The organism is Brevundimonas vesicularis, assembly GCF_044807075.1.
In the GTDB taxonomy this organism is placed as follows: domain Bacteria; phylum Pseudomonadota; class Alphaproteobacteria; order Caulobacterales; family Caulobacteraceae; genus Brevundimonas; species Brevundimonas vesicularis_G.
On the sequence record NZ_CP085234.1, the window covers coordinates 1462378 to 1487564 of the forward strand.

Annotated in this window: 16 protein-coding genes, 3 tRNA genes and 3 rRNA genes; 14 read left to right on the plus strand and 8 right to left on the minus strand. The window is 64.0% G+C overall.

All coding sequences use genetic code 11. The features are described from left to right. Window positions 1–8: 8 nt before the first annotated feature. Window positions 9–878, minus strand: coding sequence for a TIGR01459 family HAD-type hydrolase (locus tag LG306_RS07175; RefSeq protein ID WP_404419340.1), 870 nt, complete (start codon window positions 876–878; stop codon window positions 9–11). 755 nt (window positions 879–1633) lie between these two features. Here LG306_RS07175 and LG306_RS07180 point away from each other — a divergent pair. The 4 genes from LG306_RS07180 (at window position 1634) to LG306_RS07195 (ending at window position 4555) form a co-directional block, all read left to right on the plus strand. After that, entirely contained in the window at window positions 1634–2887 is a 1254-nt protein-coding gene (locus LG306_RS07180) for a cation:proton antiporter (RefSeq protein WP_404419342.1), read from the plus strand. Between the two features lie 40 nt (window positions 2888–2927). After that, window positions 2928–3128 (plus strand): DUF2093 domain-containing protein, encoded by a 201-nt coding sequence (locus LG306_RS07185; RefSeq protein ID WP_404419344.1) that lies wholly within the window; start codon window positions 2928–2930, stop codon window positions 3126–3128. Further along, on the plus strand, window positions 3125–3982 hold the full coding sequence (locus tag LG306_RS07190; RefSeq protein WP_404419346.1) for a M23 family metallopeptidase: 858 nt from the start codon (window positions 3125–3127) through the stop codon (window positions 3980–3982). The genes LG306_RS07185 and LG306_RS07190 overlap by 4 nt, the downstream gene beginning before the upstream one ends. Before the next feature lie 66 nt (window positions 3983–4048). Next, window positions 4049–4555, plus strand: a complete 507-nt coding sequence (locus tag LG306_RS07195) for a response regulator (protein WP_404419348.1) — start codon at window positions 4049–4051, stop codon at window positions 4553–4555. Here LG306_RS07195 and LG306_RS07200 read toward each other — a convergent pair. Both LG306_RS07200 and LG306_RS07205 read right to left on the minus strand, forming a co-directional pair. Beyond that, the gene (locus LG306_RS07200; protein ID WP_404419350.1) at window positions 4513–5448 is read right to left on the minus strand and encodes a lysophospholipid acyltransferase family protein; all 936 of its coding nucleotides are present in this window, start codon (window positions 5446–5448) and stop codon (window positions 4513–4515) included. The genes LG306_RS07195 and LG306_RS07200 overlap by 43 nt on opposite strands. Next, the gene (locus LG306_RS07205; RefSeq protein WP_055805552.1) at window positions 5438–6208 is read right to left on the minus strand and encodes an SDR family NAD(P)-dependent oxidoreductase; all 771 of its coding nucleotides are present in this window, start codon (window positions 6206–6208) and stop codon (window positions 5438–5440) included. Before LG306_RS07205 ends, LG306_RS07200 begins: the two co-directional genes overlap by 11 nt. 109 nt (window positions 6209–6317) lie before the next feature. Here LG306_RS07205 and LG306_RS07210 point away from each other — a divergent pair, with 109 nt between their 5' ends. Beyond that, on the plus strand, window positions 6318–7592 hold the full coding sequence (locus LG306_RS07210; protein WP_055754202.1) for an EAL domain-containing protein: 1275 nt from the start codon (window positions 6318–6320) through the stop codon (window positions 7590–7592). A gap of 383 nt (window positions 7593–7975) precedes the next feature. Here LG306_RS07210 and ileS read toward each other — a convergent pair whose 3' ends face one another. Continuing rightward, on the minus strand, window positions 7976–10957 hold the full coding sequence (gene ileS, locus LG306_RS07215; protein ID WP_404419352.1) for an isoleucine--tRNA ligase: 2982 nt from the start codon (window positions 10955–10957) through the stop codon (window positions 7976–7978). Between the two features lie 302 nt (window positions 10958–11259). Between ileS and LG306_RS07220 the strand changes: the two genes are divergently transcribed. Further along, window positions 11260–12165, plus strand: coding sequence for a hypothetical protein (locus tag LG306_RS07220; protein WP_404419354.1), 906 nt, complete (start codon window positions 11260–11262; stop codon window positions 12163–12165). A gap of 130 nt (window positions 12166–12295) precedes the next feature. On the opposite strand, the gene LG306_RS07225 is transcribed toward LG306_RS07220, so the two are convergent. The 4 genes from LG306_RS07225 to hfaA form a co-directional block, all read right to left on the minus strand. Beyond that, window positions 12296–15181 carry a M16 family metallopeptidase gene (locus LG306_RS07225; protein ID WP_404419356.1) on the minus strand — a complete coding sequence of 962 codons (2886 nt, stop codon included), beginning with the start codon at window positions 15179–15181 and terminating at the stop codon, window positions 12296–12298. 110 nt (window positions 15182–15291) lie between these two features. Then, complete coding sequence (hfaD, locus tag LG306_RS07230; RefSeq protein WP_404419358.1) at window positions 15292–16551, minus strand: holdfast anchor protein HfaD; 1260 nt, start codon at window positions 16549–16551, stop codon at window positions 15292–15294. Continuing rightward, the gene (gene hfaB / locus LG306_RS07235; protein WP_404419360.1) at window positions 16478–17494 is read right to left on the minus strand and encodes a holdfast anchoring protein HfaB; all 1017 of its coding nucleotides are present in this window, start codon (window positions 17492–17494) and stop codon (window positions 16478–16480) included. Before hfaB ends, hfaD begins: the two co-directional genes overlap by 74 nt. Beyond that, window positions 17491–17931 (minus strand): holdfast anchoring protein HfaA, encoded by a 441-nt coding sequence (hfaA, locus tag LG306_RS07240; RefSeq protein ID WP_404419362.1) that lies wholly within the window; start codon window positions 17929–17931, stop codon window positions 17491–17493. Before hfaA ends, hfaB begins: the two co-directional genes overlap by 4 nt. A 119-nt stretch (window positions 17932–18050) precedes the next feature. On the opposite strand from hfaA, the gene LG306_RS07245 reads away from it, so the two are divergent. From LG306_RS07245 to LG306_RS07280, 8 genes are all read left to right on the plus strand, one after another. Further along, window positions 18051–18722, plus strand: a complete 672-nt coding sequence (locus LG306_RS07245; protein ID WP_404419364.1) for a rhomboid family intramembrane serine protease — start codon at window positions 18051–18053, stop codon at window positions 18720–18722. 102 nt (window positions 18723–18824) lie between these two features. Further along, window positions 18825–19250 (plus strand): CBS domain-containing protein, encoded by a 426-nt coding sequence (locus tag LG306_RS07250; protein ID WP_404419366.1) that lies wholly within the window; start codon window positions 18825–18827, stop codon window positions 19248–19250. A 628-nt stretch (window positions 19251–19878) separates the two neighbouring features. Then, window positions 19879–21339, plus strand: a 16S ribosomal RNA gene (locus LG306_RS07255). Window positions 21340–21554: 215 nt separating this feature from the next. Continuing rightward, window positions 21555–21631: transfer RNA gene (locus LG306_RS07260), tRNA-Ile, on the plus strand. A gap of 73 nt (window positions 21632–21704) precedes the next feature. Further along, window positions 21705–21780, plus strand: a tRNA-Ala gene (locus LG306_RS07265). Window positions 21781–21979: 199 nt separating this feature from the next. After that, window positions 21980–24758: ribosomal RNA gene (locus LG306_RS07270) — 23S ribosomal RNA — on the plus strand. Between the two features lie 87 nt (window positions 24759–24845). After that, window positions 24846–24960, plus strand: a 5S ribosomal RNA gene (gene rrf / locus LG306_RS07275). Together the 16S, 23S and 5S rRNA genes with 3 tRNA genes alongside form the textbook arrangement of a ribosomal RNA operon. Window positions 24961–25047: 87 nt before the next feature. Then, window positions 25048–25124, plus strand: a tRNA-Met gene (locus tag LG306_RS07280). Window positions 25125–25187: the final 63 nt, after the last annotated feature.

Below are 25187 nucleotides of genomic sequence, written 5' to 3' on the forward strand. Positions count from 1 at the left end.
GGCGAGCCTTACCAGTTCAGTTCGAGCGCGGCGTATCGCGCATAGGTCGTTTCCGCCTTTAGCAAAGCAGCGGCGCGGGCGGGGTCGAGCGCGCCGTCTTCGCCCTTGGCCTGGTCGCCGTGGATGCCTTGGGCGATGAACAGGCAGTCCAGCCCTTGCGCGTTCGCGCCCATCACGTCGGTGACGACGCCGTCGCCGATGCACAGGACGCGCGAGCGATCGACGGGACGGCCCAGCAGGCCTTCCGCCTCCTTGATCGCCAGGTCGTAGATCGGGGCGAAGGGTTTGCCCGCCATCACGACCCGGCCGCCCTGCGATTCATACAGGTCGGCCAGCGATCCGCCGCAATAGATCAGCTGGTCGCCGCGCTGCACGACGCGGTCGGGATTGGCGCAGATCAGTTCGATATCGCGTGCAGCGCCGACGGCGAACCGCTCACGGTAGTCTTCAGGCGTCTCGACCGTGTCGTCCACAGGGCCGGTGACGGAGATGAAGGCGGCGTCCTCAGGCGACGCGGCGCGCTCGAGGCCAAGGCCGGCGTAAAGCGGCGCGTCACGTTCGGGGCCGACGATCCAGGCCGGGCCGGGCGCGCGCTTGGCCAGTTCGGCGCGGGTCGCGTCGCCGGAGGTGACGAAGGCCTTCCACGCCTCGCGCGGCACGCCCAGCCCGTCCAGCTGAGCGATCACGTCCGACGCTGGGCGGGGTGAGTTGGAGATCAGCACGACATGGCCGCCCTCGCGGTTGAACCGCGTCAGCGCCTCGCACGGGCCAGCCCAGCTTTCGCGGCCATTATGGATCACGCCCCAAACGTCGCAGAGCAGGATGTCATAGTCGCCGGCGACGGCGCCGAGGTGGGGCAGGGGATACGGCAGGGTCATGGGACGTGAGTAGCCGCTAGGACGCAAAGGCGAAAGTCTCCTCCCCACTTGTGGGGAGGGGGACCGCGCGTAGCGGGGTGGAGGGGCTATTGTGAAGACCCCCTCCGTCTCTCCGCTGCGCTCCGAGCCACCTCCCCATGACATGGGCAGGAGACAATGCTCAGCCATTGCAATGCCGCTGGTCCATCCGCAGCAAATCCAACGACTTGCCGATTTATGTCCCCCGTCTCCCATCCACGGGGTCAAACGGCCCCATAATACATCCGTCTCGTCGCATGGAGGGCTCGTAAGGCCTGCGACCTTGCGGCGGCGAGAGCGGAGGGAACGGGGGCGATGGTGAGATCCCATCGCGGCGCCGGGGCTGATCGGTCGGGGAATCGCCCCAGCGTCCGCAGTCGCGTCGCAGGGTCGAGGGGGATACTCGGCCGCACCGGGGATCGGGGATCGCTGCTCCGACCCGCCCGTCGCAGGCTTATGGGGTTAGGCGATAAGACCGCCACCGCTCGGCGCCCCGAGCTTGCAGGCCAACCCTCCGCGCGGAGCGTCATACCCTTCGTCGAAACGGTAACACTACAAATCAACTCCGGGCGAAGGCCCGGCGCTCCGCCCAGCCTTCCACCAACTTCGCAGGCCGAACGCCGCGAAGACGAAGCTGTTTTCCGCCGCGCGACACTGCGTCGTCTTGTCAAACCGCGCTCCGCGCCCCAACTGCAAAGCCTGCCCAAATCCCACCTTTGCCCGCGACAGGAGCCCTGATGCCGCATGCCGACAGCCTGATCCTCACCCTGGTCGGGGGCTTCGTCCTCGCCTTCGTGTTCGGCATGCTGGCGCATCGGCTGAAACTGTCGCCCCTGGTGGGCTATCTGGTCGCGGGCGTCGTTGTCGGCCCCTATACGGGCGGCTTCGTCGCCGACACCGAGCTGGCGCCGCAACTGGCCGAGATCGGCGTCATCTTGCTGATGTTCGGCGTCGGCCTGCATTTCTCGCCCAAGGATCTGATGCAGGTCCGCAAGGTCGCCGTGCCCGGCGCCCTGGTTCAGATCGGCGTGGCGACCGTGCTGGGCTGGGGGCTCGGTCGGTTCGTGCTGGGCCTCGGCGATGTCGAGGCCCTGCTGATGGGCTTCGCCCTGTCGGTCGCCTCAACCGTGGTCCTGCTACGGGCGCTGGAAGAGCGCAAACAGGTCAAGGGCGAGATCGGCCGCATCGCCGTGGGCTGGCTGATTGTCGAGGATCTGGTCATCGTCATCGCCCTGGTCATGCTGCCCATGGTCCTGGTTCCGGCTGGAACCCAGACGGACCTCGCCGCCCTTGGAGCCGACGTGGGCCTGACCCTGCTCAAGGTCGTGCTGTTCGTCGTCGGCATGCTGGTCGTCGGCGGCAAGGTCATTCCCTGGCTGCTGATCCGCATCGCCCACACCAAGTCGCGCGAGCTGTTCACCCTGGGCGTCCTCGCCATCGCCCTGGGCATCGCCTGGCTGGCCTACTTCCTGTTCCACTCCTTCGCGCTGGGCGCCTTCCTGGCCGGCCTGGTGATGAACGCCTCGCCCCTGGGTCACAATGCGGCCGAGCGCTCCTTGCCGCTGCGCGACGCCTTCGCCGTGCTGTTCTTCGTTTCGGTCGGCATGCTGTTCGACCCGATGATCCTGGTGCGCCAGCCGTGGGCGGTCCTGGGCGTTCTCGGCATCGTCATCGTCGGCAAGTCGGTCGCGGCCCTGGTCATCACCCAGACCTTCAAGCTGGATCGGCCGACCGGCTTCACCGTCGCGGCGTCCCTGGCCCAGATCGGCGAATTCTCCTTCATCCTGGCCGCGCTCGGCGTGTCCCTGGGCGCCATGAGCCGCGAGACCCACGATTTGATCCTGGCCGCCGCCCTGCTGTCGATTTCGCTGAACCCCTTCGTCTTTCTGTTCACCGACCGGATGGGCGGAAAGCCGAAACCGCCCGCGACCGGCGCGATCCGACCCGCAGCAGCGGACGGCCCGATCACGGATGCGGTCGCGGCGCCCTGAGCCCCTTTCCGCACCGTCCGCCGCCCGCTATCGTCCGCTCATGGACAAAATCGCCGCAGATCAGGCCGTTCTTCACTATGGCGACGGCGAGTTCGCCGTCTTGAAGCCCGGCCGCTTCGTGCGCTGCGCCGTCACGGACAGACCGATTCCGCTGGAAGTCCTCCGCTACTGGAGCCCCAGCCGCCAGCAGCCCTATTTCGGGCCCGCCGAATTCCTCGCGGCCCAGCAGGGCGAAAAATGATCCCGTCGCGCCGCGCCTTGCTGACCGGCGCGGGCGCCAGCCTGATCGCCGCGCCGCTGATGGCTGAGGATCGCAACGCCGTGCCGCTGGCCCTGAACGGCGCCTGGCGTCAGGGCGGCTACGCCTTCGGTCGCACCACGCCGCGCGCCCTGATCTTCGTCGACGGCGAGGCCCTGACCACCGCCTCGGCCGCCGGCCTCTTCGTGATCGGCTTCGACCGCGACGCCGGTCCGAGCACCCAGATCGAAGCCCGAGCCGGCGATCGGTCCGCCCGGCGCACGCTGGACGTCGCCCGATACGCCTTCCCCTCGACCAGCGTGAACGGCCTGCCGCCCTCGACCGTCGAGCCCAGCGATCCCGCCCTCCTGGCCCGCATCCAGCAGGAGATCGCCCTGAAGACCGAGGGCTTCGCCAGCCGCATCGACTCCGACGACTTCAAGGACGGCTTCATCTGGCCGCTGGAGAGCTACCGGGTCTCCAGCGCCTGGGGCGCTCAGCGCGTCCTGAACGGAACGCCCGCCCGGCCGCACTACGGCATCGACCTGGCCGCCCCCCAGGGCAGCGTGATCCGCGCCCCCGCCGACGGCCGCATCGCCTTCGTCCGCCCCGACATGCATTTCGAGGGCGGCCTGACCCTGATCGACCACGGTCAGGGCCTGATCAGCTGCTATCTGCACCAGTCGCGGCTGGACGTGGCGCTGGGCCAGCGGGTCCGGCGCGGCGATGCGCTGGGCCGAGTCGGGATGACCGGCCGCGCCACCGGCCCCCACCTGTGCTGGCGCATGAAATGGCGTGATCGCAACCTTGACCCGTCGCTGATGGTCGGCGCGCAAGCTCCGGAAACCCTCGCCTGATCAAGGGCTCCTCTTGCGGGACTACGCATATCCCCTTAGCCTCGCGCCAATCTCTGGCAGGCCCCGATGATCTCACTGAAATCGCTGAACGTCCTGCTTGCGGACGACAATCAGAACATGCGCGCCATCGCATCGGCCGTGCTGCATTCGGCCGACATCCGCAATGTCTATGAGGCGGCCGAGGGCGCGACCGCCTTTGACCTGCTGCGCCGCCACGCGATCGATCTGGCCATCGTCGACTTCAACATGTTCCCGCTGGACGGCGTCGAGTTCACCCGCCTGGTCCGCACCAGCCCCGACAGCCCCAATCCGCATCTGCCGATCATCATGATGACCGGCCATTCCGAACGCAGCCGCGTCTATGAAGCCCGCGACGCCGGGGTGACCGAATTCATCGTCAAGCCGATCACCGCCAAGGCCGTGCTGGATCGGCTGAAGGCGGTCATAATGCGGCCGCGCCCCTTCATCAAGAGCCGGGATTACGTCGGCCCCTGTCGCCGGCGCCGGGACGCGCCCGACTACGCCGGCCCCTACCGTCGAGGATCGGACGCCTCGCGGTCCAACGCCGCATAGACCTTGTCCGGCCAGCGCTTGTGGACCCAGAACCAGTCCACGGGATGCTCTCTGACCCGGTCCTCGACGAAGCGATTGGCGGCCTGGATGCCGGCCAGCGTATCGGCCGCCTTGTCATCGCTCTGATTGACCACGATCGGCTCGTGCGCCGTCACCCGAAACCGCACGCCCGGCAGGCGCACCACTGACAGCGGCAGCATGACCGTGTCGAACTTCAACGCCAGTCTCGCCGCTCCAGGCGAGGCGTTCACCGGCTGACCGAAAAACTCCACCTCGGGCCCCTCATTGTATTTCTGATCGACCAGCAGGGCGATGGAATCGCCGCGCTTCATCCCCGCCATCAGTTCGCGCGTCCCGTCGCCCTTTGGCGCGAACAGGCGGATGCCGTAACGCTCCCGACTCTGGCGGATCAGGGCGTCGACGTACGGATTATTGGCGGCGCGATAGGTCACCTGACACGGCACGCCCGCCGCCATGATCACCGCCGCCATCACCTCGAAGTTCGCCAGATGGCCCGAGATCAGAACGGCCGGCTTGCCGCTGTCGCGCAGGGCGTGCAGCCGCTCCATCCCGACCACCTCGACCCGCCCGCCTTCGGGCGCCAGATGATCCATGACCGCCAGCTCGGCGAAGGTCCGGCCCGTTTGATCCCACTGCGCCAGGGCCAGCGCCTCGCGCTCAGCGGTCGGCATGTCGGGAAAGGCGATGCGGAGGTTTCGCATCACCGTCTTCTGCGTGCCGGTCAGCGGCCCCAGGGTGCGCAGCAGCCAGCCGCCCAACCCCGACGCCCGCTCGACGCCCAACAGGCGCAGAAAGCCGAACAGCGCCTGAAAGCCGAAGGCCTCCAGGCGCCATGCGAAATCCTGTCGCCAATCGCTACTCTTACCAGGCAATCGTCAATCCACCGTCCACCACGAGGGTCTGGCCGGTCACATAGGCCGACGCAGGGCTGCACAGATAGACCGCCGTGCCCGCGATTTCATCGGGCTGGCCAATCCTTTTCAGCGGCGCCGGCTCGGTGACCTGTTTCAGCAGTTCGGGATTCTCCCACAGATATTTGGCGAAATCGGTCTGAACCAGCCCGGGCGCGATGCAGTTGACCCGCACGTTCGACGGCCCCCACTCCACCGCCAAGTTGCGCACCAGCTGCATGTCCGCCGCCTTGGAGATATTGTAGGCGCCGATCAGGGCGTTGCCGCGAAGCCCGCCGATGGACGAGATCACCAGGATCGCCCCGTCCTTGCGCTCCACCATCTGCGGCGCGACCATCTGGATAAGCCAGTGGTTCGAGATGACGTTATTCTGCAGGATCTTCTCGAACTGGTCGTCGGCGATGCCCGCCATCGGCCCGGCGTAGGGATTGGTCGCGGCGTTGCAGACCAGGATGTCGATCTGGCCGAAGGCGGCGTTGGTCTCATCGACCAGCCGCTGCAAATCCTCCTTCGAGGCGATGTTGGCGGGAACGGCGATTGCTCGTCCCTCCCCATATTTGCCGTTGATCTCGGCGGCGACCTCGTCGCAAGGCCCGGCCTTGCGCGACGAGATGACGACCTTTGCGCCATGTTCGGCCAGCCGCTCGGCGATGGCCTTGCCGATTCCCCGCGATGAGCCGGTGATGATTGCGACCTTGCCGGTCAGATCGAACAGTTCCATTGCGTTTCCCGTAGGTTTGGCGGGGATATTTGCAGCCCCACTCTAGCCGAATGACATTGATAGCCTGATACTCAGGCGATTCCATCCGGGAGTGGCCGACCGCCAGCCGATGCGCAACGTAACAACGGGCTTTCTCTACTTCGCCTATCTGTTCCTCGGCATGACCGTGGGCGCCTTCCTGTGGCGCGCGGGCTTGGGGATCGGCGCAGGCGTGGCCGGAACGCTCGGCGCACTCGGCCTGTTGGGCGCCTTCCACGGCATCGTCACCGGCATCGCCGAGCGCCGCGTCCTGAAGAAGGAAATCGGCCAGGTCCGCGAGGCCCACCGCCTGCTCGCCGATGCGATGGAATCGACCCAGGGCGCCCTGACCGAACTGGCGCACGCCATCGAGACCGGCGTCCTGTCCGACACCGACGCCCTGACCGGCGAGGTCCGGATGCTGGAATCGCTGGTCCAGCAGATGAGCGAAAGCATCGACGAACGCCTGGCTGCCGCGCCCCATATCGGCGTCGAGACCTTCGAGGGCCGTCGCATGGCCCAATCCAACGTCCTGCTGCGCACCATCCACGAAGCGCTCAGTGAAGGCCGCGTCGATCTGTATCTTCAGCCGGTCGTCTCCCTGCCCCAACGCCGGACGATCTTCTACGAGAGCTTCACCCGGCTGCGCGACGCCACCGACCGCGTCATGATGCCGGCGGAATATCTGTCCCTGGCCGAGGGCGAGGGCCTGGTGCCGGCGATCGACAATCTGCTGCTGTTCCGCTGCGCCCAGATCGTGCGGCGGCTGGCGCGTCAGGACCGCAAGGTCGGCGTCTTCTGCAACGTGGCCCTGACCTCGCTGGGCGACGAAACCTTCTTCCCTCAGTTCTTGGACTTCCTCAGTGAGAACCGCGACCTGAACCAGGCGCTGATCTTCGAACTGGGTCAGGCGACGTTCGACGCGCGCGGCGCCATCGAGGCGCGCAACATGGCCAAGCTGGCCGACCTTGGGTTCCGCTTCTCGCTGGACAAGGTGCAGACGCTGGATCTCGACTTCGCCGATCTGCAACGCTCGGACGTCAAGTTCATCAAGGTCGCCGCCGATCTGATGATCGAGCAGCTGTTGGACCTGGACGGCGGCGCCCCCTTGCGCTCCATGCCCGACATCCAGGCCGCCGACTTCGCCGCCCTGACCCGCCGCTACGGCGTCGAGGTCATCGCCGAAAAGGTCGAGAACGAACGCCAGGTCGTCGATATCCTCGAACTGGATGTCGGGATGGGCCAGGGCCACCTGTTCGGGGAACCCCGCGCTATCAAGGAACAGGTTTTGGCCGAAACCGACCCCCCGGCCGAGTTCCTGCGCTCCACCCTGCGCAGCGCCGAGCAGCGTCGGCGGTTCAGCTGATCCGGCCGCTGCGGGTCAAAGGTGCCGTCGTCGGCATTCTGTTGATGTCGGCCTGCAGTTCTGAGCCGACGTTCCTGCGATCCGGGACACGAACTCTGGAATGCCAATCTGGGGTAATGACACGTCTGACGCTAACAACGTCTGATCACGGGAAAGTCTTGGAGTTCAGCGGCCCTGCCTTGAAGCTGACCCGTCTGAGGTTCGTGCGCGGCTGGGTCGCTGAGGATTACTACCGTGGCGAAGGGGTCGAGGCCTGGGCAGACCCCGAAGTTCGAATGAAGTTTGCTGACGGAAGCATTATCGGCCCCTGCAGTTGACCGCATAGCTCCACGGTGTGGCCCTTCGACCCTATTCTTTCTAAAGGGAAGAAGAGGGTGCTGCGATCAGGCGTGCGTCTGGTCCCAATACCGAACCGCATCGGCGTCGCGGGCCGAGAGGTCGGGATAGGCGGGGTCGGAGCCGACGTCGGGGACCCGGCGCCAGGAGCGGGCGCATTTCGGGTTGTCGGAGCGTCGCACTAGGGCACCTATGCCTGCATGTTCAGGCAGTCTGAATGGCACTTCGGAACCTTGAGGGTCATCGCGAGTCAGCCTTGCGACACTGGCGATGCAGAAGTCTGCCATGAACTGGTCAGGATTCTCAGACCCTGCAACGTCTTGAACCAGTTGGATCAAAGCCGGGTCATCCAAGACGATGAGAACATCAGCATCGAGGCTGGATCCTATCATCTTGTCACGTCGTGCCAGTTCCAAACTACCTAGCACTACTTCGCGGATGGGAAGCAGGTTCTTGAGTTTGGTGTAGGCCGTTTCGTTCTCCCATTCCGCCGGAGTGTCGGGGATCACCCGCGCGCAGTTGGAGCCGGCGTCGGGGAAGCGCGTGGTCCAAGCCTCTTCCATCGTAAACGGCGTCAGCGGGGCCAGCCAGGCGGTGAGGCGCATGAAGACTTCGTCCATCACCGTGCGGGCGGCGCGGCGACGCAAGGCATCGGGGCGGTCGCAGTACAGGGCGTCCTTGCGGATGTCGAAATACAGCGCCGACAGGTCGCCGGCGCAGAACTCCAGCACCGGGCGGACGACGTCCTGGAAGCGGTATTCGGCGTAGGCCGCACGGACCTGAGCGTCGAGCTCATGCAGGCGGTGCAGGACGAACCGCTCCAGCGGCGGCATCTGGTCCAGCGGCAGGCGTTCGGCCTCGTCGAAATCGGCCAGGGCGCCCAGCAGATAGCGGACGGTGTTCCGAAGCTTGCGATAGGCGTCGACCGTCGTCTGCAGGATCTGTTTGCCGATCCGCTGGTCGTCCGAATAGTCGACCAAGGCCACCCATAGACGCAGGATGTCGGCGCCGCTCTCCTTGATGATGGTCAGGGGGTCGGTCGTATTGCCCTTGGACTTGGACATCTTCTCCCCCTTCTCGTCGAGGGTGAAGCCGTGGGTCAGGATCGCCTTGAACGGGGCGCGGCCGCGCGTGCCGCAGCCTTCCAGCAGGGACGACTGGAACCAGCCGCGGTGCTGGTCGGAGCCTTCCAGATAGAGGTCGGCGGGCCAGTGGGCGGGACGGTCGCCGGTGTAGCCGTTTTCCGGCAGGCGCGGGTCCAGCGTGAAGGCGTGGGTCGAACCGGAGTCGAACCAGACGTCCAGAATGTCCTCGACCTTTTCGTAGCGGGCCGGGTCGTGGGCGCCCAGGAAATCGCTGTCGGGCGCGGTGAACCAGATGTCGGCGCCGTGTTCGGCGACGGCCGCGACGATGCGGGCGTCGACCTCGGGGTCATGCAGGGGCTGGCCCGTCTGCTTGTCGATGAACATGGCAAGAGGCGTGCCCCAGGCGCGCTGGCGGCTGACCAGCCAGTCGGGACGGCCCTCGACCATCGAGCGGATGCGGTTCTTGCCGGCCGCCGGGTGGAAGGCGGTGGCGTCGATGGCGTTCAGCGCCGTCTCGCGCAGGGTGTCGCCGCTCTTCAAGGGCTGGTCCATGCGGATGAACCATTGGGGGGTGTTGCGGAAGATGATCGGCGCCTTGGAGCGCCAGCTGTGCGGATAGGAGTGCTCCAGCCGCCCTCGCGCCAGCAGACTGCCGGCCTCAATCAGTTTCTCCATCACCGCGCCATTGGCGGGTCCGAACTTGCCGGTCTTCTTGCCTTCCGTCTCCAGCACCTTCAGGCCCGCGAACAGAGGGACGCCGGGGTAATAGGCGCCGTCGGGATCGACGGTGTCGGGCACCTCGTGATGACCATGGGCCTTCCAGACCTCGAAGTCGTCGGCGCCGTGGCCGGGCGCGGTATGGACGAAGCCTGTGCCGGCGTCGTCGGTGACGTGATCGCCGGCGAGCAGGGGCACGGAGAAGCCGTAGCCGCTGTCGAGCGCGGCCAGCGGGTGGGCGGTCTCCAGGCCCGAAGGATTGATGTCATAGACGCGGGTCCAGGCGGCGATCTTAGCGGCCTTGAACACCTCCTCGGCCAGCTTGTCGGCCAGGATCAGGCGGTCGCCGGGCTTGGCCCAGGGCGCGAACTCAAGGCCTTCCTCCATGGCCGTAACCTCATACAGGCCATAGGCGATCTCGGGACCGTAGGAGATGGCGCGGTTGGCCGGGATGGTCCAGGGCGTGGTGGTCCAGATGACGATGGACGGGGTGCTGGAGCGGAAGGCCAGGAGGTCGTCGGGATGGTCGTCCGACATGGCCGTGACCGGGAACTTGACCCAGATCGTCGGACTGACGTGATCGTGGTACTCGATCTCGGCGTCGGCAAGCGCGGTGCGCTCGACCGGCGACCACATGACCGGCTTGGAGCCGCGATAGAGCTGGCCCGAGTTCTTGAACTTGTGGAACTCGGCGACGATGGCCGCCTCGGACGTGAAGTCCATGGTGGCGTAGCGGTTGGCGAAGTCGCCGACGATGCCCAGCCGGTGGAACTGGTCCTTTTGCAGGTCGATGTATTTGCCGGCGTATTCGCGACAGGCGCGGCGGAACTCGTCCTTGGACACCTCGTCCTTGCGGCGGCCCTTGGCGCGGAACTGCTCCTCGATCTTCCACTCGATCGGCAGGCCGTGGCAGTCCCAGCCGGGGACGTAATCGACATCATAGCCCAAGAGGAACCGGCTGCGGACCACGAAGTCCTTCAGCGTCTTGTTCAGCGCATGACCGATGTGGATGTCGCCGTTGGCGTAGGGCGGGCCGTCGTGAAGGACATAGAGGGGGGCGTTCTGCTTCTGACGCTCGGCGCGCAGGGTGCCGTAGAGATCGCCCCACTGTTCCAGGATGACCGGCTCCTTCTGGGGCAGGCCGCCGCGCATGGGAAAGGGCGTCTCGGGCAGGAAGACGGTGTCGCGATAGTCGCGGCCGCAAGGGGTGTCGGTGGCGTCGGCCATGTAAAGTCTCGGCGTCGAAGGTTGAGCATTCGCTATTTCACTCGCCCGTATCGTGGGCTGTCGATCCCGGCGTGCACGGGGCCATGCGGCCCAGAAGCGCTACGCCGGGCGGCTAATCGAAATCAGGCGAATGGAGACGCGGACGGTCATTGTGCGGGCGGTCTAGCAGACGGATGCGGCATTGCGCCATCCCGAAGCGCAGGCGTCATCAACGGAAACGAAAGGCTTTTGCGGTTTTGTGACGGGAGGATCGGCCGGAATCTTGTTCGGCCGACACGATATTCGCTTGGGAGTTCCCGCCGATGCGGCTGCGGATCACGAAATGGATGCTGGGCCTGGCGGCCGGTCTCGCCGTCTCGGCGGGCGCCGGAGCCGCGCTGGCGCAATGCAACTCCGGCTGCGAGCCGCCGCCGTGCACCTCGTGCGAGCCGCCGCCGCCGCCCGAGCCGCCGCCCTGCAACGGCGGTGGAAACTGCGGTCCTGGCGGCAACAACGGCAACTGGAACGGCAACATCAACACCAACGTCAATGTGAACGTGAACCTTGGCGCGAGCGCCAATGCGAACGCGGGCGCAGGGGCCAATGCGAACTCGGGCGCGCGGTCCTACGTCAACGCGCGCGCCGGCGGGTTCTCGGGCAGCTTCGGCGGAGGCGGCGGCGCGGCCTATGTCAGCGTCGATCAGCCCTATCCGACCACAATCCAGGGCCTGGCCGTCGAGGGCGTGATCGCCCAGACGGTGCGCACCCCCTACAGCGCCGTCCGCAGCATGATGAAGCGGGTCGTCATCCAGGCCGTCTGCATCGACGACCGCCAGGTGCCGCACCCCGCCTCGCAGGTGCGGCCGGATCGCGAGATCGCCGAAGGGTTCGAGGGCGAGCTGTATCGCTGCCTGTCGGGCACCTGGCTGCAGGCGACCATCGCCGATTATAACGGCGACGTCAGCTTCGATCACGGCACGACCCTGACCTGCCGCAAGCATGAGGCGCTGTGGTACGGAACGGGCGGCAAGCTGGAATGCCGGCCCGAGAAGCCCGAGCGGGATTGCAACGAGCGTTCGCTGCTGCGTCGCTACGGCGCCGGGATCAAGATCCTGACGATGTATCGCGAAGAGGAATACACCGAATACCGCGAGGAACAGGTCGAGAGCGCGACTGTGCTGACCGGGGTGATCACCCTGGACGGCGGCGTCGGCGGCCGGGTCTTCTGAACCAGACCTAAACACGCCCGTTCAGCCGCCGATCAGGCGGGACATGAGATAAGGCGACCGTCGGCTCTCCGTCGACGATCCTGACGACTGGCCCCGGTTCGCGAGAACCGGGGCCTTTTTTTCGTGGGCGTTACTGCGCCGTTAGTTGAGCGGTGACGGTGGCGCGCCAGGCGCTGTCGGACTTCAGATATTGGCGAGCCAGGGCCTGAAGTTCGGCGGCGGTGACGGCTTCCAGGGTGGCGATCTGGTTGCGGGTCTGGTCCAGCGTCGCCGGATCGCTCTGGGCCTGCGACAGCTGGGTCAGCCAGTAGCCGTTGTCGGCCATGCTGCGACGGATACGCTCGACCGCCGGGCGACGGGCGCGGTTCAGTTCGTCCTCGCTGATCGGATTGTCACGCAGGTCGGCGGCGATGGCGTCCACCGTCTCGAACAGCTTGGGCAGGGCGGCCGGCGGGGTTTCCGCGGTCACCGAGATGAAGCCGTAGCCCGGATAGGTGTCCGAGGCGGTCGAGCCGGCGCTGGGCGAATAGGCCAGACCCTGTTTCTCACGGATTTCGTCGTTCAGGCGCAGCTGAAGAACGTCCGACAGGATCGAAAGCTGACGCGCGGTCTTGCGATCTTCGACCTGGTCGGTGGTCGGCCAGGCGACGAAGCCCAATGCCTGTTCGGCGGGTCCGGTGTGATAGAGCTGGACCGGCGTGGCGGTCGGGGCCGGGAACTTGCGCACCGTCGAGCCGGCGGGCGGCGTCGGCGCCGCACCGCGCGAGGGCAGAGCGCCGAACGTCGAGCCGACGGCGGCGATGACCGCGTCGACGTCGACGTCGCCGACGACGGTGATCTCGACCGGACCCTGGGCCAGGGCCGAGCGAACGCCCGAGCGGATGTCGTCGATCTGGATCGCGGCGATCTGTTCGGCCGTCGGGGTCGTCTCACGCGCGTCGCCGCTGGCCAGCAGGCCCGAGGCGTCGCGTTGGAAGACGCCGCGCGGTGTGGCGCCCAGCTGGGCCAGGATCTGCGGGAACATGGCCTTGGTCTGTTCGAACGAGGCGCCGCGCAGACCCGGATCGGTCAGATAGGCGGCCAGGACCTGAAGCTCCAGCTGGAGATCGGCGGGCTTGGTGGCGCCGGCGAAGATATAGGCGTCGCCAGCCTGATTGACCGCGGCGCTATAGGTGCGGCCGCTGAGCACGCGGTTCATTTCGTCCAGGCTGAGCTTGCCCAGACCGCCGGGGGCCAGGACGGTGCTGGCCATCGACAGGGGCGACAGGGTGTCGGCAGGCAGGCCCAGTTCGCCTAGACCGGTGCGGGCGCTGACCAGGATCTGATCGGCGCGGAAGTCGGTCTTCTTGATGTTCAGCAAGGTCCCGTTCGGGAAGCGGACTAGGGTCGCGCCCAGATCTGCGACTTCCGAACGGGCGGCGGGGACCGCCGGGGCGCCGAAGTTGTCATAAGGCCATTTCAGCTCGGCCTCGGCGGCGCGGGCCTGAACCGGGGTGTTGCGCGAGGCTTCCAGCGCAGCGGTGACGGCGGCCTCGCCGCCCTCGACCGGGACGGGGGAGCTGAACAGCAGCAGCGGCCCCTGGCCCTCAAACACCGCCTTGGTCGCCTGATTGACCTGATCGACGGTCAGGCCTTCGACGGCCTTGTTGAACAGATCGAGGTTGGTCTGGGGCGAGCTGAAGACCTGGTCGTCGTTGACGGCGCCCAGGAGGCCGGTCGCCAGGGCCGGGGTCGAACGGGTCGCGGCCGAGGCGACGGCGTTCTGAAGCGCGGTGCGGGTGTTGACGATTTCGCGCTGCAGCTCGGCGTCGCTGACGCCATATTCGGCCAGGCGACGGCTTTCCTGCTCGACGCTTTCCAGCGCGCGCTGCCAGCCGCCGGGATTGAAGGCGACCGACAGGGTGCCGGCGTCAAGACTGTCGAACAGCGACTGATAACCGGCTCCGGCGCCGATGAAGGGCGGGTTGTCGGCGCGGGCGATCTCGCCCAGACGACGGTTCAGCACGGCCAGACCCAGGCCGCGACGGACGTCGGCGGCGCGTTCGGCGGCCGTGTCGGGGCTGAGGTCCGGGGCCTTGATCCAGTTGATCTGGATGGACGACTGGATGCCCGGCTCGACCAGGATGCTGGTCTGCGGCTGACGCGGGGCGACGGTTCCCAGGTCGGGCTCGGGACCATCGGCGGCGGTCGGCTTCCAGTCGCCGAAGGCCGCGCGGACCTTGGCCTCCATCGCATCCACGTCGAAGTCGCCCACGGCGATGAAGGTGGCGCGCGAGGGGCGATAGTAGGCGTCGTAGAAGTCGACGAAGCGCTGGCGCGGTGCGGTGCGGATGATGTCGAGGTCGCGGATCGGCAGACGTTCCGACAGACGCTGGCCGGGGGCCAGAAGGCCGAGCTGGGTCTTCAGCACGCGCAGTTGCGGCGTGTCGCGGGTGCGTTTCTCGCCGACAATGACGCCGCGCTCGGAATCAATGGCGTCGGGCGCCATCAGGGCCGCCGACATCATCTCGCGCAGGATGTGCAGGCTGGGATCGACCGTCTCATCCTTGGTGTTGGGCAGCTCCAGCATATAGGCGGTCTGGTCGAAGCTGGTGAAGGCGTTGGTGTCGGCGCCGAAGGCTAGGCCCAGGCGCTCGAGGATGCGAAGCATCTCGTTCTCCGGCACGTCCTTGGTGCCGTTGAAGGCCATATGCTCCATGAAGTGGGCCAGACCCTTCTGGTCGTCGCGCTCCATCAGCGAGCCGGCGTCGATGCGCAGGCGGAACGAGGCCTGACCCGGAGGCGTCGCATTGTGCAGAAGGGCGTAGCGCATGCCGTTGGGCAGCAGGCCGTAACGGACGGCCGGATCGGCTGGAATGTCGCTGGCGGCCTGGGCCCAGGGGGCTGACGGCGCGACCTGACCGGCGGCGGCCGCAGAGGGCGGCGTGGTTTGGGCAAGAGCAGGAGCGGCGAACGCCCCGGTGGTCAGGGCCAGTCCCGAGACGGCGACAAGCAGCAGATGACGCGCAGAACGCATAAGATCACTCCGAAACCGCAACCCCCGATGGCGCGATGCCGGATGTGTAAAGTGTGCTTGCCTTCGCCACAAGCGGCGCTGGCGAACCTTACCGACTTGTCATGTTCGGATCAGCCGCCGGGGCGGCTGATGTAGAAGCTAGCGCTGTTGCCGACGGCGTTGGCGCCGACCACGGCGGTGCGTCCGGACGAGACCGTGGCGTTGGTGGTTGCGGTGACATTGCCGCTGTTGGTCTGGGTGTTGTTGACGTTGACGTCGCCGCCGCACTGGGAACAGGCATAGCCCGTCACCACATTGCCGACCGCGTCGGAGCCGACGTAGGCGTCATAGCCGTTGACGCCGACATAGGTCGCGTTGGCCTCGACCCCGCCGGTATTCAGCTGAGTGTTGTCCAGCTTCAGATAGATGTCGTTGTTGCCGGCGACCGTCTCGTTGGCGACGCTGCGGGCCGCCAGAACCGTCTGGCCCTGGAGATTGGTCTGGACGCGGGCGTCGGCGCGAACGCGGCCGGCGTTGGCTTGGTCCGTCTGGATCAGCATGGAGCCGCCGGCGTTGGCGGTGATCGCCTGGTTGGCGCCGGCGTTGGCGCCGACCGTCAGGTCCCAGCCGTTGTCGACATAGACGTCGGTGCGCGCCTCGGTCGTCGAGGCGGCGTTGGACTGACGGATGGCCAGATCCTGGTGCGAGGCGCCGGTCGTATTGGTCTGGACCGCATTGGCGACGGCCTGGGACGAGAAGGTCGCAGGCGCGGGGATGTATTGAACGTCGGCGACGGTCTCGGCGAAGACGGTGGTCTGGGCCCTCTGGTCGATGACGCCGGTCAGGGACGAGGAGGGGCCGCCCAGGGCGACGGTGTTGGCGACGGCGGTGCTGGTCGCGAAACCGCCCTGCAGCACGCGGCCGTTCGGCGCCTGGATATAGGTTCCGGCCTCGACCCGGTCGCCGGTCGCGGACTGGCTGGCGTCCACGGCGAAGGTTGCGCGATCGGTGGTGACGCCGAGGTAGTTGCCGCGCGCGGTCGTATCGACGCTGAGTTGGCCGTCCGCCTCGCCGTTCACGACCACATTGCTGCGCGCCACCGTCGCGCCGGTCATCGACTGGCGCGAGACTAGGCCGGCAGAGGCGGCCGTGACCCCGCCCGCCAGCGCATTGCCCTGGGCGTTTGTGCTGACGGTCACCTGATCGACGGACAGGTCGATGTCCACCAGGCCGGTGACGTCGCCGGTCTGGGTCTGGGTGCTGGAGCAGGCTTCGCCGGCTTGCGGATCGCAGGCCGGCGTTTGCTGGGCGCTCGCTTCAGTGGCGAGCGCGGCGAACGTCGCCGTCGCGGCCATCATGCCAACGAGACGGATCGGCGCGGGTCTGGCCATTGTTGGTGTCCTGAGTGGGATAGGCCGGATAATAGCCGCCGGTCGGGCCGACCGTGGAATCGCCGAGCGGGTCGTTAGCGGGGTTCAGGCAGACTTCGGGGCCGGGCGCGCCATAGAGGTTGGCCATGAACTCGACCGTGGCCCGTTCGACCAGGGCGCGGACGGCCAGCTGCGTCGGCTCCATCCCGCCCGTGCCGGCCGAGATATCGAAGACGTTGCCGTTCAGGAAGTCGAAGACGCCGGCCGAGATTTCGCGGCCGATGATCTGCTTCTGATAGGAGACGACATCGACGACCTCCAGCGTGGTCGTCTGGACCAAGCGCAGGTCCATGGCGATGTTCATCACATAGACGCGGTGGTTGACGATGCCCGAGCCGGGGCGGTTGCTGTCGACCTCGCCGCCGGCGATGTCGAAGCCGCCGGAGCGGATGTTGTAATTCACCTCGGTAATGCCGCCGACGACATAGAAGTCCGAACCCGGCACCTGACCTGCCAGGATGCGGCGGTACTGGGTGTCTTCGGCGCCCTTGGCGTCGGGGGCCTGGTCGCCGATCAGCTTGTTGTTGGCGTAGCGCAGCTCAAGCTCGGACACCGAGGTGTCGTAGCGTTCAACGATGCGGGCGCCGGCCTTGGCCAGCGCCGAGTTCGCCATCAGGGACGCGCCGCCGGTGATCTGGCGGCCGCCATCAGACGACACTGTGCCGGTGTAGTCGCTGATCCGGCCCACGGCCATGCGCGGCGAGGGCAGGTTGTAGCGACGCGCGTAGTCGGCCAGGCAATAGAGCGCGGCGGAATAGGGCGTGGGGTTTGCGGTCACCGGCGCATTGCCGATCGGCGTCGCATATTGACCCGACGGACCCGCGACCGGGCTGACGCAACCGGCGAGCAGAAGGGCGACGGCCGAGACGGCGGCGGACCCCTTGATGAGATGACGGCGGCTCATGGCAGGTCGATGTTCCCGTTCAGGGCCGTGCCGGCGTTGATGGCGCCGGTGTTGGTCTGGGTCGAGTTGACGATGACGGTGTTGCGGCTGCCCTGGACCACCACGTTCAGCTGATTGCCGATGGCGGTGGAGCCGCCGATTGTCGTGCCGCCGTTGCTGGACGCGCCCGCGCCGGCATAGGCCGAGGCCGCGCCGCCGGACTGGCTGGAATAGGACGAGGCGCCGGACTGGATGATGCCGTTGACGATCAGCCGATTGCCGTTGGCGTCGCGGGTATAGCCGGTCGCGGCCGTATTGGCAGCCGTTCGCGCGCCGCCATAGCCCTGCTGGAAGCGCGCAGCGCCGCCCGAACCCGTCGACTGCGCGATCGCCGGCACGCTTGCAGCGGCGGCGAAGGCCATGACGGCGGTGGATACAAATAGCCTCTTGGCGGGCATTCCGGGGTTCCTCGCGCACAAACGGACGCCGGACCACGAGCGTGATCCGCACCCAAACCTGCATTAAGGTTATTAAGAAGCGCTTGATGCGACGCGGGTCACTGAGCATTTGTGGCGTCATGTCAGATGCATCCGGTCGATTCGATCCGCCGAACAGCCGCCCGGCGCGAGAGCCGATGTTCAACGTGCCGCTGGTCGTGCTGCTGGTCGCCGTGTCGATGCCGACGCTGTATCTGTTCCAGCGCGACCTGCCGGACACGGGCATGAGCATGGCGTTCGCGCCCATTGATCTGGAGCAGGGGCGATGGGGCGGCCTGCTGACGGCCATGCTGCTGCACGGCGGCTGGACCCACGCGATCATGAATGCGGTGGCGGCGCTGGCGTTCGGGACGCCGGTGGCGCGGCTGTTCGGGACCAAGGTTGGTCCGACGGTCTTTCTGCTCTTCTATCTGGGGTGCGGCGTCTTGGCGTCGTTGGGCTATGGACTGATCCACTGGGGATCCAGCGAGCCGATGGTCGGTGCGTCCGGCGCCGTCTTCGGCCTGATCGGCGCCGCGACGCGACTGCTGGGCGGGCAGGGCAGGGTGCTGCCGATCGCCGATCGCCGCGTGATCGGCGCGGCCATCACCTGGATGGCGGTCAACGCCGTGACCGGAATGATCGGCGGACTACCCGGCGCCGAAGGGGCCAGGATCGCCTGGGAGGCCCACGCGGTCGGCTTCGTCATCGGCTTTTTGGCGATCGGTCCCTTGGGGCGGATGTTCGGAAACGGGGGCGCGCATCATCCCTGAGGCGCGTTGATTCCGGACCGGGGCTGAGCGATCATCGCTCCCTGAGCGGCCCTGTCGCCATTCCGGCCCTGCGGTCGTCTCTTATAGAGAGAAGGGACCGCGATGTTCGTCGCCGAGATCCTCAAGACCAAGGGAAACGCCGTCTTCTCGATCGCGCCGGATCTGACGGTGACGCAGGCTTGCGCAGAACTGGAGCGGAAGCGGGTAGGGGCGCTGGTCGTCTGTGACGGCGATCAGGTCGTCGGGGTGTTTTCCGAACGCGATGTGGTCAAGGCCTTGGCGGCCGATGGCGCCGATGCGCTGGACCGTCCGGTCGCCGACTATATGACAGCCAAGGTGATCTATGCCGAACCGGCCGAGGAGATGTCGGCCTTGATGACCCGCATGACCGATCGGCGCATCCGGCATCTGCCGGTGATGCAGGCGGATCGTCTGGTCGGCGTCGTCTCCATCGGCGACGTCGTGAAGTGCCAGATCGCCGAACACGCCCACGAGGCCGAGAGTTTGCGGACCTATATTGCAGGCTGAGAGTCGCGCACGCTGTTGGCCGACTCCGGTTTTGCGAGAAACTTCCCTTCTCCTGTCAGAATCCGCTTGCTGACAAATCCGCGTCTCCGTATAGAGCCGCCTCGCTCGGAAACGGGCTGGCCGTCGGGGCCGCGGGGGTGAAGATCTCCTAGGCCCCACGGAAGAAAGAAGCGAAAAACTTCTTGCTTTCATCGGTTGGTTTCACTAGGTTCCGCGCTCCAATCGAATCGCCGACGGGTTTTCAGAGGTAAGCCTCGCTTTCCTCCGGTGGTTTCTTGCGGTCTGAAGGGTTCGCTCTTCTCTCCGAAAGATCTCTGAAAAGAGCGGTTGACACGGGGTTTGCGGTTCTCTAAATCGCCGCCTCCGCCGACGACACGGCGCTAAACGGTCGGGCCTCTCCGGAGGTTCCAGGTCTTTGACATTGTTGATTTGGAAAGAGAAACGCAGGCGGCGGTGTTCTTGCGATAGTCCTCAGAGACTATCATACGACACTGACTATCTGCGGTCTTTTTGAAAAGATACCATGCGTCGGTCTTCGGATCGATGACGTGGGAACTCGTCAATAAAATACGTAGAACTAATGCCAAGACCGCTTCGGTGGTCTTCAAGCTTAGGTCAGAAGTCAACTCAACCTGAGAGTTTGATCCTGGCTCAGAGCGAACGCTGGCGGCAGGCCTAACACATGCAAGTCGAACGAACTCTTCGGAGTTAGTGGCGGACGGGTGAGTAACACGTGGGAACGTGCCTTTAGGTTCGGAATAACTCAGGGAAACTTGTGCTAATACCGAATGTGCCCTTCGGGGGAAAGATTTATCGCCTTTAGAGCGGCCCGCGTCTGATTAGCTAGTTGGTGAGGTAAAGGCTCACCAAGGCGACGATCAGTAGCTGGTCTGAGAGGATGATCAGCCACATTGGGACTGAGACACGGCCCAAACTCCTACGGGAGGCAGCAGTGGGGAATCTTGCGCAATGGGCGAAAGCCTGACGCAGCCATGCCGCGTGAATGATGAAGGTCTTAGGATTGTAAAATTCTTTCACCGGGGACGATAATGACGGTACCCGGAGAAGAAGCCCCGGCTAACTTCGTGCCAGCAGCCGCGGTAATACGAAGGGGGCTAGCGTTGCTCGGAATTACTGGGCGTAAAGGGAGCGTAGGCGGACATTTAAGTCAGGGGTGAAATCCCGGGGCTCAACCTCGGAATTGCCTTTGATACTGGGTGTCTTGAGTATGAGAGAGGTGTGTGGAACTCCGAGTGTAGAGGTGAAATTCGTAGATATTCGGAAGAACACCAGTGGCGAAGGCGACACACTGGCTCATTACTGACGCTGAGGCTCGAAAGCGTGGGGAGCAAACAGGATTAGATACCCTGGTAGTCCACGCCGTAAACGATGATTGCTAGTTGTCGGGATGCATGCATTTCGGTGACGCAGCTAACGCATTAAGCAATCCGCCTGGGGAGTACGGTCGCAAGATTAAAACTCAAAGGAATTGACGGGGGCCCGCACAAGCGGTGGAGCATGTGGTTTAATTCGAAGCAACGCGCAGAACCTTACCACCTTTTGACATGCCTGGACCGCCAGAGAGATCTGGCTTTCCCTTCGGGGACTAGGACACAGGTGCTGCATGGCTGTCGTCAGCTCGTGTCGTGAGATGTTGGGTTAAGTCCCGCAACGAGCGCAACCCTCGCCATTAGTTGCCATCATTTAGTTGGGAACTCTAATGGGACTGCCGGTGCTAAGCCGGAGGAAGGTGGGGATGACGTCAAGTCCTCATGGCCCTTACAGGGTGGGCTACACACGTGCTACAATGGCGACTACAGAGGGTTAATCCTTAAAAGTCGTCTCAGTTCGGATTGTCCTCTGCAACTCGAGGGCATGAAGTTGGAATCGCTAGTAATCGCGGATCAGCATGCCGCGGTGAATACGTTCCCGGGCCTTGTACACACCGCCCGTCACACCATGGGAGTTGGTTCTACCCGAAGGCGCTGCGCTGACCGCAAGGAGGCAGGCGACCACGGTAGGGTCAGCGACTGGGGTGAAGTCGTAACAAGGTAGCCGTAGGGGAACCTGCGGCTGGATCACCTCCTTTCTAAGGATGCTTCTCCAGGTCTCACGGCCTATTGAAGCTCCGCATAGCGAGAAGCGCTCAAGCAGCAATGCGGTAGCGCTTCGAGCAAAACATGCGGAACGCCGCCGTCTCCGTTTCTCTTTCCACTTTCGTCATCGACGCCTCGACCATACGGGTCGTTGAGTTGGTGACGCGATCGCGAGCCTGGGTGTTTATGACCCGGCTGTCGCTGCCATAGGCCCGTAGCTCAGGTGGTTAGAGCGTACGCCTGATAAGCGTAAGGTCGGCAGTTCGAGTCTGCCCGGGCCTACCAGCCCTGCTGGACTCCAGCCTTGGACAGTATCGTATGACAGCTCTCCTGGGCTTCGCACCATTCCTGATGGAATGGGGCCATAGCTCAGTTGGTAGAGCGCCTGCTTTGCAAGCAGGATGTCGTCGGTTCGACTCCGTCTGGCTCCACCAGGATCTTGTGATCGCATCAAGAATTGCCCGTCGGCGCTCGCCGGCTGGCATTGATATCGTAAAGGAAGAACGTGACCGGCTCCCCTGAGCTTTGAGGTCTTGTTCGAGAAGAAGACATTGTCTGACAAAAATCAGGCTTGGTCCCCCGGCATCTTTCCAGTCGGGCGGAATAAACCAAGCATGAGTTTTGCTGAGAAACGATCAAACGTTGAAGGGCTTCTGACGGATGCCTTGGCGTAGAGAGGCGATGAAGGACGTGGCAAGCTGCGATAAGAACCGGGGAGGCGCTAGCACCCTTTGATCCGGTTATTTCCGAATGGGGAAACCCACCTTTACAGTCTTCCAACTCTGCTCTTCGGGGCAGCGATTGGCGGATTGTTGAAAGGTATAATGAGCTGAATATATAGGCTTCATTAAGCGAACCCGGGGAACTGAAACATCTCAGTACCCGGAGGAAAGGACATCAACCGAGACTCCCGTAGTAGTGGCGAGCGAACCGGGACCAGGCCAGTGCTCTTGTGAAATAAAGACGAACGATCTGGAAAGGTCGGCCATAGTGGGTGAAAGCCCCGTAGTCATCAAACAGCAAGAGACTCGAGTAGGGCGGGACACGTGAAATCCTGTCTGAACATGGGGGGACCACCCTCCAAGCCTAAGTACTCCTCTACGACCGATAGTGAACAAGTACCGTGAGGGAAAGGTGAAAAGCACCCCGACAAGGGGAGTGAAACAGATCCTGAAATCGGAAGCCTACAAGCAGTCGGAGCCGCCAAGCGCGGTGACGGCGTACCTTTTGTATAATGGGTCAGCGACTTCATGTGTCGAGCAAGCTTAAGCCGTTAGGTGTAGGCGCAGCGAAAGCGAGTCTGAATAGGGCGCTAAGTTCGACGTATGACGACCCGAAACCAGGTGATCTATCCATGAGCAGGTTGAAGGTTGGGTAACACCAACTGGAGGACCGAACCCGTGAATGTTGAAAAATTCTGGGATGACTTGTGGATAGGGGTGAAAGGCCAATCAAACCTGGACATAGCTGGTTCTCCGCGAAATCTATTTAGGTAGAGCGTCCGACGAATTCCTTGGGGGGTAGAGCACTGGATGGTTGCGGGCTGCGCGAGCGGTACCAATACTAACCAAACTCCGAATACCCAAGAGAACTATCGGGCAGACACACGGCGGGTGCTAACGTCCGTCGTGAAAAGGGAAACAACCCTAACCATCATCTAAGGCCCCCAAGTCACGGCTAAGTGGGAAACGATGTGGGATTGCTTTGACAATCAGGAGGTTGGCTTAGAAGCAGCCATCCTTTAAAGAAAGCGTAACAGCTCACTGATCAAGCGATCCTGCGCGGAAAATGTAACGGGGCTCAAGCCGTGCGCCGAAGATATGGGTTTGCAGTTTACTGCAAGCGGTAGCGGAGCGTTCCGTAGGCCGGTGAAGGTCAGGCGTGAGCCTGGCTGGAGGTATCGGAAGTGAGAATGCTGACATGAGTAACGATAAGAGTGTGAGAGACACTCTCGCCGAAAGACCAAGGGTTCCTGCGTAAAGCTAATCTGCGCAGGGTTAGTCGGCCCCTAAGGCGAGGCTGAAAAGCGTAGTCGATGGGAAGCAGGTAAATATTCCTGCACCAGCTGGAAGTGACGGATGGCTTAACTCGTACCCACTTATTGGATTGTGTGTGCGGGGGCGTTGTCCCAGGAAATAACTCCAGCAGAGACCGTACCCGAAACCGACACAGGTGGTCAGGTAGAGCATACCAAGGCGTTTGAGAGAACTATGCTGAAGGAACTCGGCAAATTGCACGCGTAACTTCGGAATAAGCGTGACTCACCTTGCGCAAGCAGGACTGAGTGGCACAAGCCAGGGGGTAGCGACTGTTTAGCAAAAACACAGGGCTCTGCGAAGCAGCAATGCGACGTATAGGGTCTGACGCCTGCCCGGTGCCTGAAGGTTAAAGGGAGATGTGAAAGCGTCGAACTGAAGCCCAGGTAAACGGCGGCCGTAACTATAACGGTCCTAAGGTAGCGAAATTCCTTGTCGGGTAAGTTCCGACCTGCACGAATGGCGTAACGACTTCCCCACTGTCTCCAGCATAGGCTCAGTGAAATTGAATTCCCCGTGAAGATGCGGGGTTCCCGCGGTCAGACGGAAAGACCCTATGAACCTTTACTATAGCTTCGCCTTGGCGTTAGCGACCGTATGTGTAGGATAGGTGGGAGACTATGAAACCGGGGCGCCAGCTCTGGTGGAGTCGTCCTTGAAATACCACCCTTACTGTCGTTGACGTCTAACCGAGGGCCGTTATCCGGTCCCGGGACATGGCGTGGTGGGTAGTTTGACTGGGGCGGTCGCCTCCTAAAGTGTAACGGAGGCGCGCGATGGTGGGCTCAGACCGGTCGGAAATCGGTCGTCGAGTGCAATGGCATAAGCCCGCCTGACTGCGAGACTGACAAGTCGAGCAGAGACGAAAGTCGGCCATAGTGATCCGGTGGTCCCGAGTGGAAGGGCCATCGCTCAACGGATAAAAGGTACTCTAGGGATAACAGGCTGATTTTGCCCAAGAGTCCATATCGACGGCAAAGTTTGGCACCTCGATGTCGGCTCATCACATCCTGGGGCTGGAGCAGGTCCCAAGGGTATGGCTGTTCGCCATTTAAAGTGGTACGTGAGCTGGGTTCAGAACGTCGTGAGACAGTTTGGTCCCTATCTGCCGTGGGTGTTCGAAGCTTGAGAGGATCTGTCCCTAGTACGAGAGGACCGGGATGGACATACCTCTGGTGTACCTGTCATGGCGCCAGCTGTGCAGCAGGGTAGCTAAGTATGGAATAGATAACCGCTGAAAGCATCTAAGCGGGAAACTAACCTCAAAACAAGGCTTCGCTGAGGATCGTGGAAGACTACCACGTTGATAGGCCAGGTGTGGAAGTGGGGCGACCCATGAAGCTTACTGGTACTAATAATCCGATCGGTTTGATCGTTTCTCAGCAAAACTCATTCGATGATTGCTCCTTGACCAGAGCAATCTCAGACAATGTCTTCTCATCATCCGCTGTCCCCCTGGTTGACCTGGTGGCTATGTCGGAGGTTCCCCACCCGATCCCATTCCGAACTCGGTCGTTAAGCCCTCCAGAGCCAATGGTACTTCGTCTCAAGGCGCGGGAGAGTAGGTCGCCGCCGGGTCTACCAGGCGGACAGCCGATGATGAACAACAACCGCAATCGCGGTCCTTCTCGATCCGTTCTTCCTTCTCGATACACTACCGTTTGCCGCGGGATGGAGCAGCCCGGTAGCTCGTCAGGCTCATAACCTGAAGGTCGTAGGTTCAAATCCTACTCCCGCACCCAACTTCATAGTATTTTCGCCGTCTTGGTTCACCAGGGCGGCGATTTTGCCTCGTACGGTCAGAC